We start from the raw sequence: 15,420 nt of genomic DNA, 5'->3' as shown, positions 1-15,420 counted from the left end.
TTATCGCCTACTAGTTTAACATATCCCGAAACAAAACATTCAACTTCTCAACATCTATTCCTATCCCTTTTTCAATCCCCTTCACATACTCCTCATAATACGTAATCTGCCCTTCTAAAAATTCATTTAATACTACAATTTTCGGTCCAACATCCAGCTCAACACCCGATTTTTTCTTTACTAGTAAATCTTCAATTTCACTTACGATTGTTGAATCTAATGTTAGTTCAGTTATCAACCGCTCAAACTCCACCGGTGGCAATGTCCCTTTCTCTTCTAACCACTTACAAGCTAAAATCGGGCGCAATACGTAGAAGTATTTTTTCAATTTGACTCTCTCACCTTGTAAAAATTCACGATAATTTTTTGATGCCATATGTAGGTAGTGATAAATCGTTGCTTTTGGATCAAAATCATTTTCGCTCATCCCCTGTAAGCGGTCTGGAAAATCAGATTGCTTGGAATAAAAGATTGGAGAACGAATCCACTCTAATAGCGCTGGATTTGATTTTGCAAATAACCGCAGTGCTTTTCTAATATCCCAGCCACTTATATCTAAAGCATCATTAATTGGGTATTCAATGACATCACGTTTTTCATTTATCGATAAATACCAGTCTACTGGATGAATATATACAAAACGAACATCATAATCACTATCTTTCGATGGGAATCCCCATGCCCGGCTTCCTGATTCAACTGCAAATAGGATTTTTACGTTATTCTCTTTCTCGATTCTCTCTAGTTCAAATTGAATTTTCTCTTTCATATGTATCACTCTCATTTTCTGATCATTTCCCCGGAAATTCGACAAAAATAATAGAATTCCTTCATTATGTTGAAAACTATATAAATCCATTTTGATTTTTCGACATATAGCCGCGGCTATGGATAACAAAAGGTGACCTGCACTCGTTTTCTCTCTTTGTTTTCACTTGCCATGGTCTGACCGCTTCTATGCATGGCCGAATGCTCTCTCCCACCTACAAAGAAGGGTCTTATGTCGGTTTTTTAATTTGTATTTATATATTTTCTACCGTTTTTTTATCTAGAAAAATATACCATATAAGATTATGGAAATTCTAATCCGAATCCAGCTTTCTATATACAAAACGGACCACTCCTTAAAAGTGGTCCAGCTATCGCTATTTCTGCTCCTGAGCAACAAGCTTGGCAATTCGCTCAAACTCGCTCTGTATTTCTTGTTTATAGGCATCTACCTTTGTAAAATCCATCGCAGCGATATAGATATGCTCTAATTTATCTCGTACTGCTTTGGCTTTCGCTAAGAAAGACATTGCTTCATTCATTTTGGTCTTGTATTGAATGGAAACATCACGAATTTCCGTGGCGTATTTTTCATCGGTTCCCGGAGTAACAATAAGATCATACATATCAATAATCTCATCGCCTTCTCGCACCGGAAAATATTCATGCGGTGCTGTACTATCAAAGATGGCAAACCCTAATTCTCTTACAATAATCATATCAAGGCTATTTGGATCAAATCCACAATGATATACCTCGACATCAAAACCTTTTTCTTCGGCTGCGACTGCTATTTTTTTTAACATCGTTGATTTCCCAGACCCTGGACGCCCTTTTATAAAATAACGATTCGGAAGACCTTCTGTTAAATTTGGAACAAAATCAACCGCACCCTTTGGCGTTGCCGCTCCTAAGAAACGATGTTTTACAACCGCATGTTTCCCTTGTTTATCCTCGAACAGTTTTTGAATGAGCTCTTCTGTTAATTCATTCGCTTTTTGAAAATTAATATTATCAATATAAATTTTCTCCCAATCATCATGAACCGCTAACGCTTCTTGAAAACACGCATACGCGGATTGGAACGCACCACTTGCTTCTGACACATAACGTGTAATTTCATCTTTATACTTTCGCAATTTCTCTGAATCCCAAGCAGCTCCTAGGTTTACGTATTCTTCCACAACGCCAGGCACTTTCGGCTCAATAACATGCGGTGCGGTGCCGTCTACAATCCCTACTTTTAATTTTGGAATAATCACGCCATCAATCGAGTTATTATCAGACGAACAATGTAGCAGTTCAATATCATATCCTCTTTCAGTCCATTCACGGCCAACCGCTTTCATCAATGATGATTTCCCTGTCCCTGGTCCGCCTTTTAAAATGAATAATCCTTCAAGCCCAATTAAATTTTCCTCATATAAGCTATAAAAACCTCTCGCTGTGTTACCACCAGCATAATAATTTAAAATTCTCCCTGTCACTGCACTCACTCCTTTGCAGAAGTTTACTTACATAAGCTACAATATGCATCACCCGTCAATTGGGTGAACACCTATTTTTTCATCTTGCAATAGAAAAGGAAATGAATTACAATCAGAATAACGAAAATTCTTAATTTTAAAACTTAATAAAACTTCTTATCGAGAGAGGCAGAGGGACTGGCCCTTTGAAGCCCGGCAACCTCAGTTTATACAAACTGAACAGGTGCTAAATCCTGCAAAATGTATTGCATTTTGGAAGATAACACATGAATTTACAAAACTGCATGTAAAGCCCTTCTTTCTCGGTTGAAAGAAGGGCTTTTTATTTTTACCTAACACGAATGGAGGAATACGGGTATGAAAGTTATCGATTTATCACAAACATTTGAAAACAATATGTCTCAATTTCCTGGAACACCACCGATTCATCTAGAACCGATTACAAGCGTGGAAGAAGTCGGGTTTCAAGTAACAGATTTTCATTCAGTTGTTCATGTCGGTACACATTGTGATGCACCCGCTCATTTTATTTCTGGAGCAACAACAATCGATCAACTACCGCTTGATCAGTTTGTAGGCGAAGCCATTCTCGTTGATGTAACACATGTGCAAGAAAGAAAATTATCAAAAGAAGTGTTACGTGATGTTGAAGTGAAAGAAGGAGATATTGTGATTTTTCATTCCAATCTCTCAGAAAAATGGAATACAGAAGCTTATGCAGAAGAAGCATTCTCTCTCTCTGAAGAGCTTGCTGAAGAATTAGTGCGATTACAAGTGAAATCTGTTGGATTAGATTTCATTTCACCAGATGAAGTCACAACGGAAACATCACCTATCCATCATATTTTATTAGGGAATGATATTTACTTAATCGAAAACTTAACAAATTTAGATGCGATTGGAAAGCAACGTTTCTTCTTTTCCGCAGCACCTCTAAAAATTAAAAATAGTGACGGTGCTTTCGCGAGAGCATTTGCCGTTATCTTTTAGTTCATCACAAAAAAGCAGAGACCATTATTGATCTCTGCTTCGATATTTTCTATTCCAATTCAAAAATAACTGTCCAATTCGAGGACGGATCCATGAAAGATAATCTTTGTCTTTCTTTTTCGTACAAATAATTTCTTCACCATCAACCATCCCAACAAGCTCTAATTCTAACAGTTGTCTCGTAAATTCGAGAATATTCACTTCTTCTTCTGGATAATCTTCCTTTAACTTTTCTTCAATTTCCCCTAGTAAAAATCCGTCACGCATCATCGCAAGTGCATCAATACAAAGCGGCGGCATTTTATAAGCTTCTCCTGTAACTGTATCTTTTACAATATAATTCTTTTCATCTTTTTGAAATTGAATTGTGTGTAAACATACATTTGACCATAATGTTAACTCCATCCATACCACCTCTTTCATAATATCAGCATAGAAAAAGGATGCGTGCGCATCTCTTTTTTCACTTAAAATCAAATTTTATTTAAATCTAAATCATTGAAACCGGTACATTAGCTATATGCTACATGTCGATATTTTCCTTCATTATAAACGAAGTGTTTTATAAAAAAAAGCCTTCTTGAACCTTTTATAAAATGTTTATATTTACACAACAAGAGCACTTTTCTGACAAAGTGCTCTTGTTCTCATATATTATATAATCGGTAAGATTATTTCAACTTTTGTTCCTATGCCTACACTACTTTCAATTTTTATATCCCCTTGATGTTCTTCAATAATTTTATATGTAATCATTAGACCAAGACCTGTTCCATTCTCCTTTGTCGTGTAAAACTCTTCACCAATTTTCTTTATTTTCTCTCTATCCATACCGCACCCTTCGTCTTGAATACAAATACAAAGGTTTTCTTCACCAGTTTTATACGCATGAATTTTTAAATTCCCGCCACTCATCATAGATTCAATTCCATTTTTTATAACATTTAACAGAACTTGCTTTAATTGTTTTTCATCACCATTTATATGAGGTAAAGGCTCATCTATTTGTATATGAATATTCACAGCATATTGCATTGCATAACTTTCCATCAATTGAACAACATATAACAAAATCTTTTGCATATCACACAATTGATACATTGTTGGTTTTGGCTTTCCAAGTAACATTAATTCACTAACAATTCCATTAATCCTCTCAATTTCTTGTAACATAATGTCATAGCTAACAACATCAGCAGGATTACGTTCTTTTTGAATTTGAGTAAATCCTTTTAAAGCGGTTAATGGGTTTCGAATTTCATGCCCAATTGCTGTTGACATTTTTCCGATTAGTACCAGATTTTCAGTTTGTTTGATATTCGTCAATGCTTTCACCACTGTGCTAACATACGATTGGAATCTCTTTAATAAAGAACGTGAAATAACGAAAAAAAAGATGCATAGCACAAGAGGAATGACTACTTTTAAATCCCATAATAATAAAGCAAAGAAAACATACTTGCCAATTACACCAAAAGAGACTAAACAAAAGTACTTTCTATTTACAAAGACTGGTGCAAAAAGTATGAAAAACATCTCTACTATGTTTCCATTTTCAAATACTCGATCCGTGCGTAAATAAATCATTAAATTATTAATCAAATCAATTAGCATATACCCAATAAAAAATAAATATTTCACAAAATAAGTATGATTCCTTTTTTGGAGATAAATTGAAATTGGGAGTAATGAACCTATAAAAATATATACTCCAATTCCCAATCCACCTTCTGGCCATCCGATCTGTGCCTCATTTATATCTATTGCAGGATATATAAAATAATATATAATGTCATATAACAAAAATATAAAATAAAATAATATTAAAAATACCTTTAAAGCTTCCTTTTCTTCTTGAATCAAACTTTGAAACTTATTCATATGAATACTCCTTTTAAGCAATGCAACAGCATATTACATCTCACCTGCTAGTGCTATAAATTATACTTATGAAATTGCTTTCAGAACAATATGCATCTGTCTAAATATATTAAAATTCTTATATTATACAGCTACTCTCACAAAGTACGTGCATTCTCTAACTATATAGTATTCTACTGCTTTTTCTATATAAATCCATTTTGTTTTTTCGACATATAAGCCGTGGCTATGGATAACAACAGGTGACCTGCACTCGTTTTCTCTCTCTGTTCTCACTTGGCATGGGGCAGGAAAAGGATCTGACCGTTTCTATGCACGGCCGGATGCTCTCTCCCGCCTAAAAAGAAGGGTTTTATTTCGGTTTTTTAATTTGTATTTATATAGCAGTGCTCTTTTCAATACCTAGCATAATATTAGCCCTTCATTCACTCAAGTTGATTATTTCATCATAAGAAAATACCGTTTTAAGATGTTTATCCTATACATCTTAAAACGGTATTTAAAAATGACACCATATAACATTTCATATAGGAATACAAAATGATCTAGTCTTCGTCTTTCACATCCATATCCTCTGGAATTGGTTCATTTAATATTTCTTCCACTAACTGCTTATATTTTTCCATTTGCTCTAAGTGCGTATTGAATTGTTCTTTATTAAGCAAATATTGCTCACCGTCATACAAAGCTCGAATACGCTTTTTCTGAACTAATTCTTCAATATAAGATTCCGGAAGATTTAAATATTCCGCTGCTTCTTTTATCGTTATATACAATGGAGTCATTCCTTTATTATTTTTTATTATTTCCACATGATTCATCGCACTTTATTATAACTTAGTTTTGTAAATGAAATAAAAAGTTTTTGTAAATACAAATCAAAATGCAGGTGATAGCATACCAGATATTGTATAATAATATAGTGAGCCTAAAAAACAGATAACAATCATCATTCACACAAAGGGGAGTTAAAAATGAATACGCATCACATTCTTACAACATTAGAACAATCTTTACAGTCTGAAACAAAACACACTGCTTCTAAGTTATCTCAAGCTCTGCCGAATCGTATTATTCAGCAAACAGAGAATACAAATGAAGATGTTAACTACAACACAATTGGAGAATGGTACGCAAACCATTTCTTATTCCAACAGGAGGACTTTCTGTGGGCGAAATATGCTTATTATGATGCATACTGTGAAGCGTTGCAAAACCAAGGATACCTTACAAAACGTGTACGTAACATGCTAGAAGCAGTCGCTAGAAGACATGGGAAACAATATATTGCTTCTATACAAAATGAGCAATTTCCTAATCACCGCGAAAAAGGAACCGCATGATTTGTTGAGTGACACGACTTATTCAGAACAAGCTACATGGACTCTGGGGATATTTACAAATAAAAAGTTCACGTCTCCGTATTCTCTTCTTTCGAAAATACATCAAAAAGACGTGAACCTAAGAAACCGGTGTAGTAAAAATGATAAAACAGGATTCAAAACGCAAACACCCAGTTACTTCTCTACTTATTGAAAATAGAAAAGTAACTGGGTGTTTGTATATATCACGAAAGATATTGAACTATCTTCCATAAGTTCATTCTACTTGTTCTTTTTTACTACGGATAACTTTATTCCGGTTAACTAGTAAAAATATGAGCATATGTATTAGAAAAATTCTTGTTCTTTAAATCATTTGTATCAATTAAGAATTCTAGATTTCCAGCATCCCACCAACACATACCTACTTCATCTATAGAACCTATTTTTATAAGGGAATGCCAATTCTCAATACCCTTTTTATGCATTTCTTTATTAGAATTGTATTCTCTTAATTGTGGCAACACACAAGTTTCCAATGTTTTTGCATATTCTTTTTTACCTTCAGCAACCACTTTATCTATCTTTTTTAAAAGGTCTTCTTCTTCCATGTAAGAATGGAATAACAAATCCTCTAATCCATTACGACAGAAGTAAGCATCTTCTTTCGGGTCACCCGCGTATGTATCACTATTCCCCCATAGTCGATCAGTATGATAACATAAAATTTCATATACATCTTCGTAATCTTCTAATAGGATTTCTTCAAGTTCACTTTCAGATGGTATATGTACCTTCGCTATAAAGGAAATTTGATGCGATATAAAATCTCTATTTTCAAAATCAATCTCTTCTTTACCTTCTGGCGGAAGAGTTTTTTGTAGGTCATTTAAATCGCCATTGTAATAAAAGATTTTATGATCAACATCGTAAGCAGGCTCATCTAATCCTAGAAAAAAATACAATATCCCTTCTTGAGGTAGCTCATTTACTACATTTCGCGGAAGTTCAGACAAATTAATTTGTGCAATAAACGTCCAATATTCCCCATCTTCATCACAAGGCCATTCTATAGAAGAAGGTAAATCTGGATATCCTGCAATTCTACTGTTACCGATTTTTTCATAATTCTCTTGTTCCCCTAGCACAAGCTCAATACTCGCTTCAGCATGTTTGTTAAGCTGAGCTTTTATTTCCTCAAGACCGTACTCTTTTATAATATTATCTAATTCCATTTGTAGATTTTTTGGTAGCATTTCTTCCCCTCCTAATTATTGTTATTTTCAGTTAAATACAACTAACAAAATCATACCATAATTTCACTTTCGTCTACCGCTGTAAGCGATTAAAACATAGAAAAAAGAGCATTCGTTATTTTACGAATGCTCTTTTCTCTATATGCTTCTTTTATTTCATCATTTGCTTAACGAGTTCTCGGTTACGCTGTTTAAACATTTCATTATTTGAAGAAACCATTGCATGATCACTTGCATTTGGCTCGATAAATTGTTTTGCTTTATTTACAGCATTTGCCGCATCTTGGAAAGCACCAGCTATTAAATGCACTTTCCCTTCGTACTTTAAAATATCTCCAGCGGCGTAAAGTCCAGGTATCGAAGATTCGCTAATAGAATTACCTGCAATATAATAATGATCTGCTATTGCAATATCTAGTTCACTATTCTCCAATAATGTCATATCACGTTCATAACCATGATTAATGATTACCTCATCAATTGATACATACGAAATTTCTCCTGTTTCATGATTCGTCAGTTCAACACGTTCAATCGCTTCATGATTTTCACACGCAATAAGTTTTGTAATCGACGTATTCAAAAAACAAACAGCTGAACTATTCATCAGTTGTGTTACTTGTGCTTCATGACCTGCTAAAGCATCTTTTCTATATGTTAAATAAACTTTTTTCGCAATAGGCTCTAATTCGTTTGCCCAATCTATTGCAGAATTTCCTCCACCTGAAACAATGACTATTTTATCTTTGAAATGCTTTAAAGATTTCACTGTGTAATTTAAATTTGATACTTCAAATCGCTCCGCACCTTCTATTTCTAACTTTTGCGGTTTTAATATTCCACTTCCCGTAGCTACAATAACTGTTTTTGAAAAATGTTTTTGGCCGGAGGAAGTTGTTAACACAAAAATCCCCTCTTGATTCCGAGTGATTGACGCTACTTTTTCGTTCAATACTACTTCTGGATGAAATGTTAGCCCTTGCTCCACAAGCTGATCAATTAATTTTGCTCCCGTAATAGGTGGCTGCCCTCCAATATCCCAAATCATTTTCTCTGGATATACATGTATTTTCCCACCTAATTGTGGTTGAAATTCAATTATCTTCGTTTTCATTTCCCTAAGTCCACTATAAAACGCTGAGTAAAGCCCTGCCGGACCTCCTCCAATCACGGTTACATCAAATAATTCCTCTTGATTCATTTGCGTTCACTCCTCAGCCACCATTCGATTGATTATCATTATCAGTAAAATATACCTTTTTTCTTTTTAATTTTCAATCAAAATAACTATTGACAATAGAAAAAGATGAAATTATATTATTAAAGAATCTATATTGATAATCATTATCAATTTGTAAACTATTAACAATTTTTATATGGCTTACACAGTTGCTATTATAGATATTTCATTGTATACAATCTAAATGACTACGAGAGATTTACAATGAAAAAAACCACTCATATTATTCGGCCATACGCATCACATAAACTTTTCTAAGAGGAGAATACAACATGAAAAAACTATTCATTTCACTCACGGTTCTATTCGTGCTAGTCATGAGTGCTTGTAGTAACGGCTCTACAGACAAGAAGAACGATTCAAGTGCAAAGGAAAACAAATCAGGAACGATTACGTACCAATCTGAAAATGGTAAAGTTGAAGTTCCCGCAAATCCAAAACGCGTTGTTGTCCTGTCCTCATTCGCAGGTAACGTAATGTCTTTAGGCGTAAATCTTGTTGGTGTAGATTCATGGTCTAAAATAAATCCACGTTTTGAAAAAGAGTTAAAAGATGTTGCAGAAGTGTCCGATGAAAATATTGAAAAAATTATTGAACTAGATCCAGATTTAATCATTGGTTTGTCTAACATTAAAAACATCGATAAGTTAAAGAAAATCGCTCCTACTGTAACGTACACATATGGAAAAGTTGATTACTTAACACAGCACTTAGAAATTGGAAAACTATTAAATAAAGAAAAAGAAGCAAAAGCTTGGGTTGATGATTTCAAAAAACGTGCTGCTGCAGCAGGAACAGATATTAAAGCAAAAATTGGTGAAGACACAACTGTTTCTGTTTTTAACAAATTCGACAAACAACTTTATGTACTCGGCGATAACTGGGGCCATGGAACAGAAATTCTTTATCAAGAAATGAAATTAAAAATGCCTGGAAAAGTAAAAGAAAAAACAGCAAAAGATGGTTACTTTGCATTATCTGCCGAAGTTCTTCCTGAGTACGCTGGAGATTATATGATTATAAGTACAAACAATAAATTAGACAATTCATTCCAAGAAACAGAATCCTATAAAAACATTCCAGCAGTTAAAAACAATAAAGCTTTTGAAGTAGATGACAAAGAATTCTACTTTAATGATCCACTTACATTAGATTTCCAATTAGATTTCTTTAAGAAAAGCTTTCTTGGTAAATAATACAACGAAGAGGAATTCTTAAAATAAGAATTCCTCTTCCTTTATTCTATAAAAAGAAAAGATGTGAAACTGATGAAAAAAGATAATCTACGTTCCACTTCCTTTATATATAAGTTCATTTTTGGTATCCTCGCGTTCTTTATTATCTTTATGATTGCGATGGTATTTGGAGCGGCAGATACTACGGTGAAGGATGTATGGATGGCACTTACTTCTAACGCGAGCGGCGAAAAACTCTCCGTCATCCGTGAACTGCGCTTGCCACGTGAAATTGCAGCAATTTTTGTAGGAGCTGGACTCGCTGTTTCTGGTGCGATTATGCAAGGGCTAACCCGAAACCCACTTGCAGACCCAGGATTACTCGGGCTAACTGGTGGTGCCAATGCTGCCTTGGCAATTACAATCGCCTTTATCCCTTCTGCAAACTATTTTTATATGATGATTGCTTGTTTTATCGGAGCAGCTGTCGGAGCCATTATGGTATTTGGAATCGGCATGATGAAAAAAGGCGGACTTTCTCCTCTTCGAATTGTCCTTGCTGGGGCTGCTGTCTCTGCATTCTTAATCGCAATTTCAGAAGGAGTCGGGATTTATTTTAAAATCTCACAAGATGTGTCCATGTGGACTGCAGGAGGCGTAATTGGAACTTCATGGAGTCAATTACAAATCATCGTTCCTGTTATTTCAATTAGTATCCTAATTGCCCTCTTATTTGCAAAACAGTTGACTATTCTTAGTCTAAGTGAAGAAGTAGCTGTTGGATTAGGTCAAAAGATCATCTTCATTAAAACGATTCTTTTTGTTGTCATCATTCTACTTGCTGGTGCTTCTGTCGCACTTGTTGGAAACATGGCATTTATCGGTTTAATGGTTCCTCACATGGTTCGTCCAATTGTCGGACCAGACTATCGTTTTGTCATACCGATGTCTGCCATTGCCGGAGCCTCTCTCATGCTATTAGCGGATACACTTGGACGTACAATTAACGCTCCATACGAAACGCCAATCGCAGCGATTATCTCAATAATAGGTCTACCATTCTTCCTATTCATCGTACGTAAAGGAGGAAGAGCATTCTCATGATTCAACAATCTATAATAAAAAAACAACGCGTCATTGTATTGGCATTACTCATACTCATTATCGCTACGATCGCAATCGGAATGGGCCTAGGGGATGCTTCTCTATCCTACGATAGGCTGATACCAACCCTTCTTGGTCAAGGTACGTTTAAAGAAGAATTTATTTTATTTTCTCTTCGATTACCTAGAATTGTAATTACACTATTAGCGGGTATGGCACTTGCATTATCGGGTACTATATTACAAGGCATTACCCGAAATGATTTAGCTGAACCTGGCATTATCGGCATTAACTCCGGAGCAGGCGTCGCAATTGCGATTTTCTTTTTATATTTTCCAATACAAGCCGATTCATTTGTTTATTTACTACCATTTATTGCTTTTATCGGTGCTTTCATTACTGCCTGTCTCATCTATGTCTTTTCATACAGCAAAACTGCTGGACTTCAACCTGTAAGATTAACATTAACAGGCATTGGATTTTCATTCGCGCTTTCTGGCGCAATGATTGTACTGATTTCATCTGCTGAACGCACGAAAGTAGACTTTATCACAAAATGGATCGCCGGAAACATTTGGGGAGATGATTGGGTCTTTGTTTTAGCACTCCTTCCGTGGTTAGCTGTGCTGATTCCATTTACTTTCTATAAAGCAAATCGACTAAACCTCCTTGCACTTAACGAACATGTGGCAATTGGTGTTGGTGTTGCACTCGAAAAAGAACGCCGCTCCCTCCTTTTAGCAGCCGTTGCCTTAGCAGCTTCTGCCGTTTCGGTCACAGGAGGAATCGCCTTTATCGGACTCATGGCTCCTCACATCGCCAAATCTTTAGTAGGACCTAGACATCAACTCTTCATCCCTGTCGCCATTTTAATTGGTGGATGGCTATTGTTATTTGCTGATACAATTGGCCGTCATATCGTTGAACCAAGTGGTATTCCTGCGGGGATTATGGTTGCTTTGATTGGTGCTCCTTATTTTATGTATTTGTTGTTGAAGAAATAGAAAAATCCCTTGAGAATGGAGTTGTTCTCGAGGGATTTTTTATTCTCTTATTACTAGTTTTATTGTTGACCATATCCTTCAAACTTTTTCGCCAATGTTTTCATTTCTTCCTCTGGCAACAATTTTGGTTCTCCAATACACTTCGTTTGATAATAAATTTGCGCACAAAATTCAATTTCCTCTGCAACAGTAAATGCCATTTTTATATTATGCCCGCCTGCAATTAATCCATGATTTGCAAGGAGAACTGCACGACGATCTACCATTCCCTCATATGCTGCTTCTGCTAATTCTCTCGTTCCAAATGTTTCATAAGGTGCACAGCGTACATTCGGTCCTGCAAAAGCAATTAAGTAAGATACTGCTGGAAGTTCCCATCCTAATGATGCAATTGTTTTTGCATAAGGCGAATGAGTGTGCACAAGCGCATTGATATCCTCACGCTTTCTATAATAAATAAGATGCATATCTAGTTCGCTTGAAGGCTTTCTCTCACCTTCTACAATCTCACCATCTAAATTCAGAACAACTACATCTTCAGTTTTTGTCTCAAAATAATCTAAACCACTTGGGCTTATCGCGACAAGCCCCTGTTCACGATTAAAGATACTAATATTACCGCCAGTCCCCTTTGTTAATCCACTAGCGATCATTTTCTTTCCGTACGCTACAATTTCTTCTCTTTCTTGTTGTAGTAACATATACATCCTCCTCGGTAAGAGACTTGTTACGGCTAGTTTGCTAGCATGACTATCGTGCCATATTCTCTATAGCTCGTCATACATTCTTGCTGCAACGGTGTCAGTGGTGCAAGCTCATCTGTAATAATTTTTGTAAATTCTCCGCAAACGGTGCACGGACAATCCCCTTTTCTGTAATGATTGCCGTAATATTCTCATGCGGCGTTACATCAAATGCTGGGTTGTACACTTTGCTTTCTTTTGGCGCTGAATATTGTCCAAAACGATTAATTACCTCAGAAGCATCACGCTCTTCAATTGGGATATCTTTTCCTGTCTCTGTTTTTACATCAATTGTTGGTGTCGGTGCCGCTACATAGAATGGAATGTTATAATATTTCGCTAGAATTGACACACCTAACGTTCCAATTTTATTCGCTACATCACCGTTCGCTGCCACGCGGTCGCAACCAACAATTACGGAATCAATCTTTCCTTGTGACATAACCATCGCTGCCATATTATCGGTAATCACTGTTACATCAATCCCTGCTCGCTGCAATTCTAATGCCGTTAGCGTAGACCCTTGCAATCTTGGCCGCGTTTCATCAGAATAAATCTTTAAGTCCCAGCCCTTTTCCTTCGCTAAATACATCGGTGCTGTCGCTGTTCCGTATTTCGTTGTAGCAAGCGCTCCAGCATTACAGTGCGTTAATACGCCCATACCATCTTGAAATAACGTTAATGCATGCTCACCAATTTGGCGGTTAATCTCTTCATCTTCTTTATGAATCGCTTTCGCTTCTTCTAACAATCTATTTTTCAAATCTACAATAGATAAATGAGTATGTTCTTTTGCCACGCTCTCCATTCTCTCAAGCGCCCAAAATAAATTCACCGCTGTTGGTCTTGATGTCGCTAAATAAGCGCATACCTTTTGCACCTCTTTTATAAAAGATTCCATGGAATCTTCAGATGCTTCTTTCACGCCTAGATACACACCGTACGCTGCTGAAACACCAATTGCTGGTGCCCCGCGTACTTTCATGACTTGAATTGCATCCCACACACCCTCAGCAGTTGTAAAAGATTCATAGACAACTTCATTCGGTAATAGCGTCTGATCTAACAAAACTAAAGCATCATCTTTCCACTGAATCGGTATCAATTGCTCTGACATGATCTTCTCTCCCTTACTTTGCGCTATGTACTGCTTGTTCCTTTAACGTTTGTAAAAAGTCCGCGCCTGTTTTGTGCGTACTTGCTTGTAAAATAAACACCTTCGCTGCTTGCAGGCAAATCCGTTCTGCTCTTGCACGAACTTCGTCATCTGTAATTAATGTAATATCCTTCACCTTCGCTAATCCAACAATACGGCGAATTAACTCTAAGCCCGTCACAGCCGCTGTATCTTCTAACACAGACTGTAAATACCAACGATCAAATTCTGGTTCTTTCGCCATGATTTCTGTCACATGAGTGCCCCAAGCTTCTAAAAACTTTGTTCCAAATAGATCAATCACATCTGTAATCGTAGACTCTAACCAGCTCATATAAGCATCTTTCTCTGCTCCAGCAGCCATCGTTGCATCCGCATTTACCCATGCAAACATTAAGTTGGCCATCACGTTTCCAATGTCATAGCCCATTGGTCCGTAAAATGCAAACTCTGGATCAATTACCTTTGTAGAATCCTTTCGTACAAATACAGACCCAGTATGTAAATCACCATGAAGCAACGCCTGTGCATTCGTCATAAACGAAAACTTTAGCTTCGCCACTTCCATACGAAATGCATCATCACTATATATATGCTCCCGAATCCAGCCTTCATTTAAAGAAAACAACTCGTTGCGCTTGTTATGATCTGTAAACGGTTCGGAGTACACAAGATCTTCTGTAATCCCACACAGCTCTGGATTGATATAATTTTTCACAAGATCCTTCTTCTCTTTATGATTCATCACCACATCTGATGTTAATAAAAGTGTGTTCACCATAAACGTCGTCAAATCATCTGCAAGCTTCGGAAACACTTGATGATTCATAAGTGCAGTTCGCAAAATTGTATGATCAGATAAATCCTCCATCACACAACAGTTCATCACACGATCAAACAAATACACATCCGGCACAAGTCCAGGTGCCAGCTTCCCCCCTAGCTGCAGCACATCCGACTCAATGCGAATCCGGTTCGTAGACAACTTAAACTCATCCGAAATACGTGCCGTATCCCCGGCTTGCTTCACAATAACAGAAGTTCCATTCTCCTCATCCCAAACACGAAACACATAATTTAAATTGCCATCCCCGATTTCCTTGCAACGTAAGTTTTGTGCATTTTCAAATGCAGGTAACTTCTCTTTCACATACTCGATTACATCATGAGCTTCCATTAAAAAATACTTCGTGAACTTAGACATGGTTTCTCCCTCCACACTAAATGTAAGCGTTTTCTAAAAGACGTAAAAATAATAGATTGAAAGTGTTTGTTCAATCTATGTTATACGTTG

General features: G+C 36.3%; 15 protein-coding genes and 1 riboswitch. Of the genes, 5 read left to right on the top strand and 10 right to left on the bottom strand.

Going from position 1 to position 15,420, the window contains the following annotated elements; genetic code table 11:
• Positions 1-10: 10 nt before the first annotated feature.
• Positions 11-769 carry a nucleotidyltransferase domain-containing protein gene (locus QUF99_RS05735; protein ID WP_289368985.1) on the bottom strand — a complete coding sequence of 253 codons (759 nt, stop codon included), beginning with the start codon at positions 767-769 and terminating at the stop codon, positions 11-13.
• 376 nt (positions 770-1,145) lie between these two features.
• Positions 1,146-2,255 (bottom strand): PRK06851 family protein, encoded by a 1,110-nt coding sequence (locus QUF99_RS05730; RefSeq protein WP_289368984.1) that lies wholly within the window; start codon positions 2,253-2,255, stop codon positions 1,146-1,148.
• A gap of 153 nt (positions 2,256-2,408) precedes the next feature.
• Positions 2,409-2,521, top strand: a riboswitch (SAM riboswitch).
• 91 nt (positions 2,522-2,612) lie between these two features.
• Between QUF99_RS05730 and QUF99_RS05725 the strand changes: the two genes are divergently transcribed.
• Complete coding sequence (locus QUF99_RS05725) at positions 2,613-3,245, top strand: cyclase family protein (protein ID WP_289368983.1); 633 nt, start codon at positions 2,613-2,615, stop codon at positions 3,243-3,245.
• A gap of 24 nt (positions 3,246-3,269) precedes the next feature.
• Here the strand turns inward: QUF99_RS05725 and QUF99_RS05720 are convergent, their stop codons facing one another.
• The 3 genes from QUF99_RS05720 to QUF99_RS05710 form a co-directional block, all read right to left on the bottom strand.
• Positions 3,270-3,650 (bottom strand): hypothetical protein, encoded by a 381-nt coding sequence (locus tag QUF99_RS05720; protein WP_289368982.1) that lies wholly within the window; start codon positions 3,648-3,650, stop codon positions 3,270-3,272.
• Between the two features lie 249 nt (positions 3,651-3,899).
• Positions 3,900-5,126 carry an ATP-binding protein gene (locus QUF99_RS05715; protein WP_289368981.1) on the bottom strand — a complete coding sequence of 409 codons (1,227 nt, stop codon included), beginning with the start codon at positions 5,124-5,126 and terminating at the stop codon, positions 3,900-3,902.
• A 545-nt stretch (positions 5,127-5,671) separates the two neighbouring features.
• Complete coding sequence (locus tag QUF99_RS05710; protein ID WP_289374577.1) at positions 5,672-5,911, bottom strand: helix-turn-helix domain-containing protein; 240 nt, start codon at positions 5,909-5,911, stop codon at positions 5,672-5,674.
• 189 nt (positions 5,912-6,100) lie between these two features.
• On the opposite strand from QUF99_RS05710, the gene QUF99_RS05705 reads away from it, so the two are divergent.
• Positions 6,101-6,469 carry a hypothetical protein gene (locus QUF99_RS05705; protein ID WP_289368980.1) on the top strand — a complete coding sequence of 123 codons (369 nt, stop codon included), beginning with the start codon at positions 6,101-6,103 and terminating at the stop codon, positions 6,467-6,469.
• A 299-nt stretch (positions 6,470-6,768) separates the two neighbouring features.
• Here QUF99_RS05705 and QUF99_RS05700 read toward each other — a convergent pair whose 3' ends face one another.
• Positions 6,769-7,704, bottom strand: a complete 936-nt coding sequence (locus tag QUF99_RS05700) for a DUF1963 domain-containing protein (RefSeq protein ID WP_289368979.1) — start codon at positions 7,702-7,704, stop codon at positions 6,769-6,771.
• A gap of 151 nt (positions 7,705-7,855) precedes the next feature.
• Entirely contained in the window at positions 7,856-8,905 is a 1,050-nt protein-coding gene (locus QUF99_RS05695) for an NAD(P)/FAD-dependent oxidoreductase (RefSeq protein WP_289368978.1), read from the bottom strand.
• A 311-nt stretch (positions 8,906-9,216) separates the two neighbouring features.
• Between QUF99_RS05695 and QUF99_RS05690 the strand changes: the two genes are divergently transcribed.
• Genes QUF99_RS05690 through QUF99_RS05680 form a run of 3 tightly spaced genes read left to right on the top strand, consistent with a single transcriptional unit; the run spans position 9,217 to position 12,227 of the window.
• Positions 9,217-10,140, top strand: coding sequence for an iron-hydroxamate ABC transporter substrate-binding protein (locus tag QUF99_RS05690; RefSeq protein ID WP_289368977.1), 924 nt, complete (start codon positions 9,217-9,219; stop codon positions 10,138-10,140).
• A 48-nt stretch (positions 10,141-10,188) separates the two neighbouring features.
• Complete coding sequence (locus tag QUF99_RS05685; RefSeq protein WP_289374576.1) at positions 10,189-11,223, top strand: FecCD family ABC transporter permease; 1,035 nt, start codon at positions 10,189-10,191, stop codon at positions 11,221-11,223.
• Positions 11,223-12,227: a FecCD family ABC transporter permease gene (locus tag QUF99_RS05680; protein WP_289374575.1), complete on the top strand. Its 1,005-nt coding sequence runs from the start codon at positions 11,223-11,225 to the stop codon at positions 12,225-12,227. The genes QUF99_RS05685 and QUF99_RS05680 overlap by 1 nt, the downstream gene beginning before the upstream one ends.
• A gap of 59 nt (positions 12,228-12,286) precedes the next feature.
• Here QUF99_RS05680 and QUF99_RS05675 read toward each other — a convergent pair whose 3' ends face one another.
• From QUF99_RS05675 to mtnK, 3 genes are all read right to left on the bottom strand, one after another.
• Entirely contained in the window at positions 12,287-12,928 is a 642-nt protein-coding gene (locus QUF99_RS05675; protein WP_289368976.1) for an L-fuculose-phosphate aldolase, read from the bottom strand.
• 100 nt (positions 12,929-13,028) lie between these two features.
• Positions 13,029-14,087 carry an S-methyl-5-thioribose-1-phosphate isomerase gene (gene mtnA, locus QUF99_RS05670; RefSeq protein ID WP_289368975.1) on the bottom strand — a complete coding sequence of 353 codons (1,059 nt, stop codon included), beginning with the start codon at positions 14,085-14,087 and terminating at the stop codon, positions 13,029-13,031.
• Positions 14,088-14,100: 13 nt separating this feature from the next.
• Positions 14,101-15,330, bottom strand: a complete 1,230-nt coding sequence (mtnK, locus tag QUF99_RS05665; RefSeq protein ID WP_289368974.1) for an S-methyl-5-thioribose kinase — start codon at positions 15,328-15,330, stop codon at positions 14,101-14,103.
• Positions 15,331-15,420: the final 90 nt, after the last annotated feature.

Source organism: Bacillus sp. DX4.1, from assembly GCF_030348195.1.
In the GTDB taxonomy this organism is placed as follows: domain Bacteria; phylum Bacillota; class Bacilli; order Bacillales; family Bacillaceae_G; genus Bacillus_A.
The sequence above is the reverse complement of the archived record's forward strand: the minus strand, read 5'-3'. Positions and strand labels throughout refer to the sequence as shown.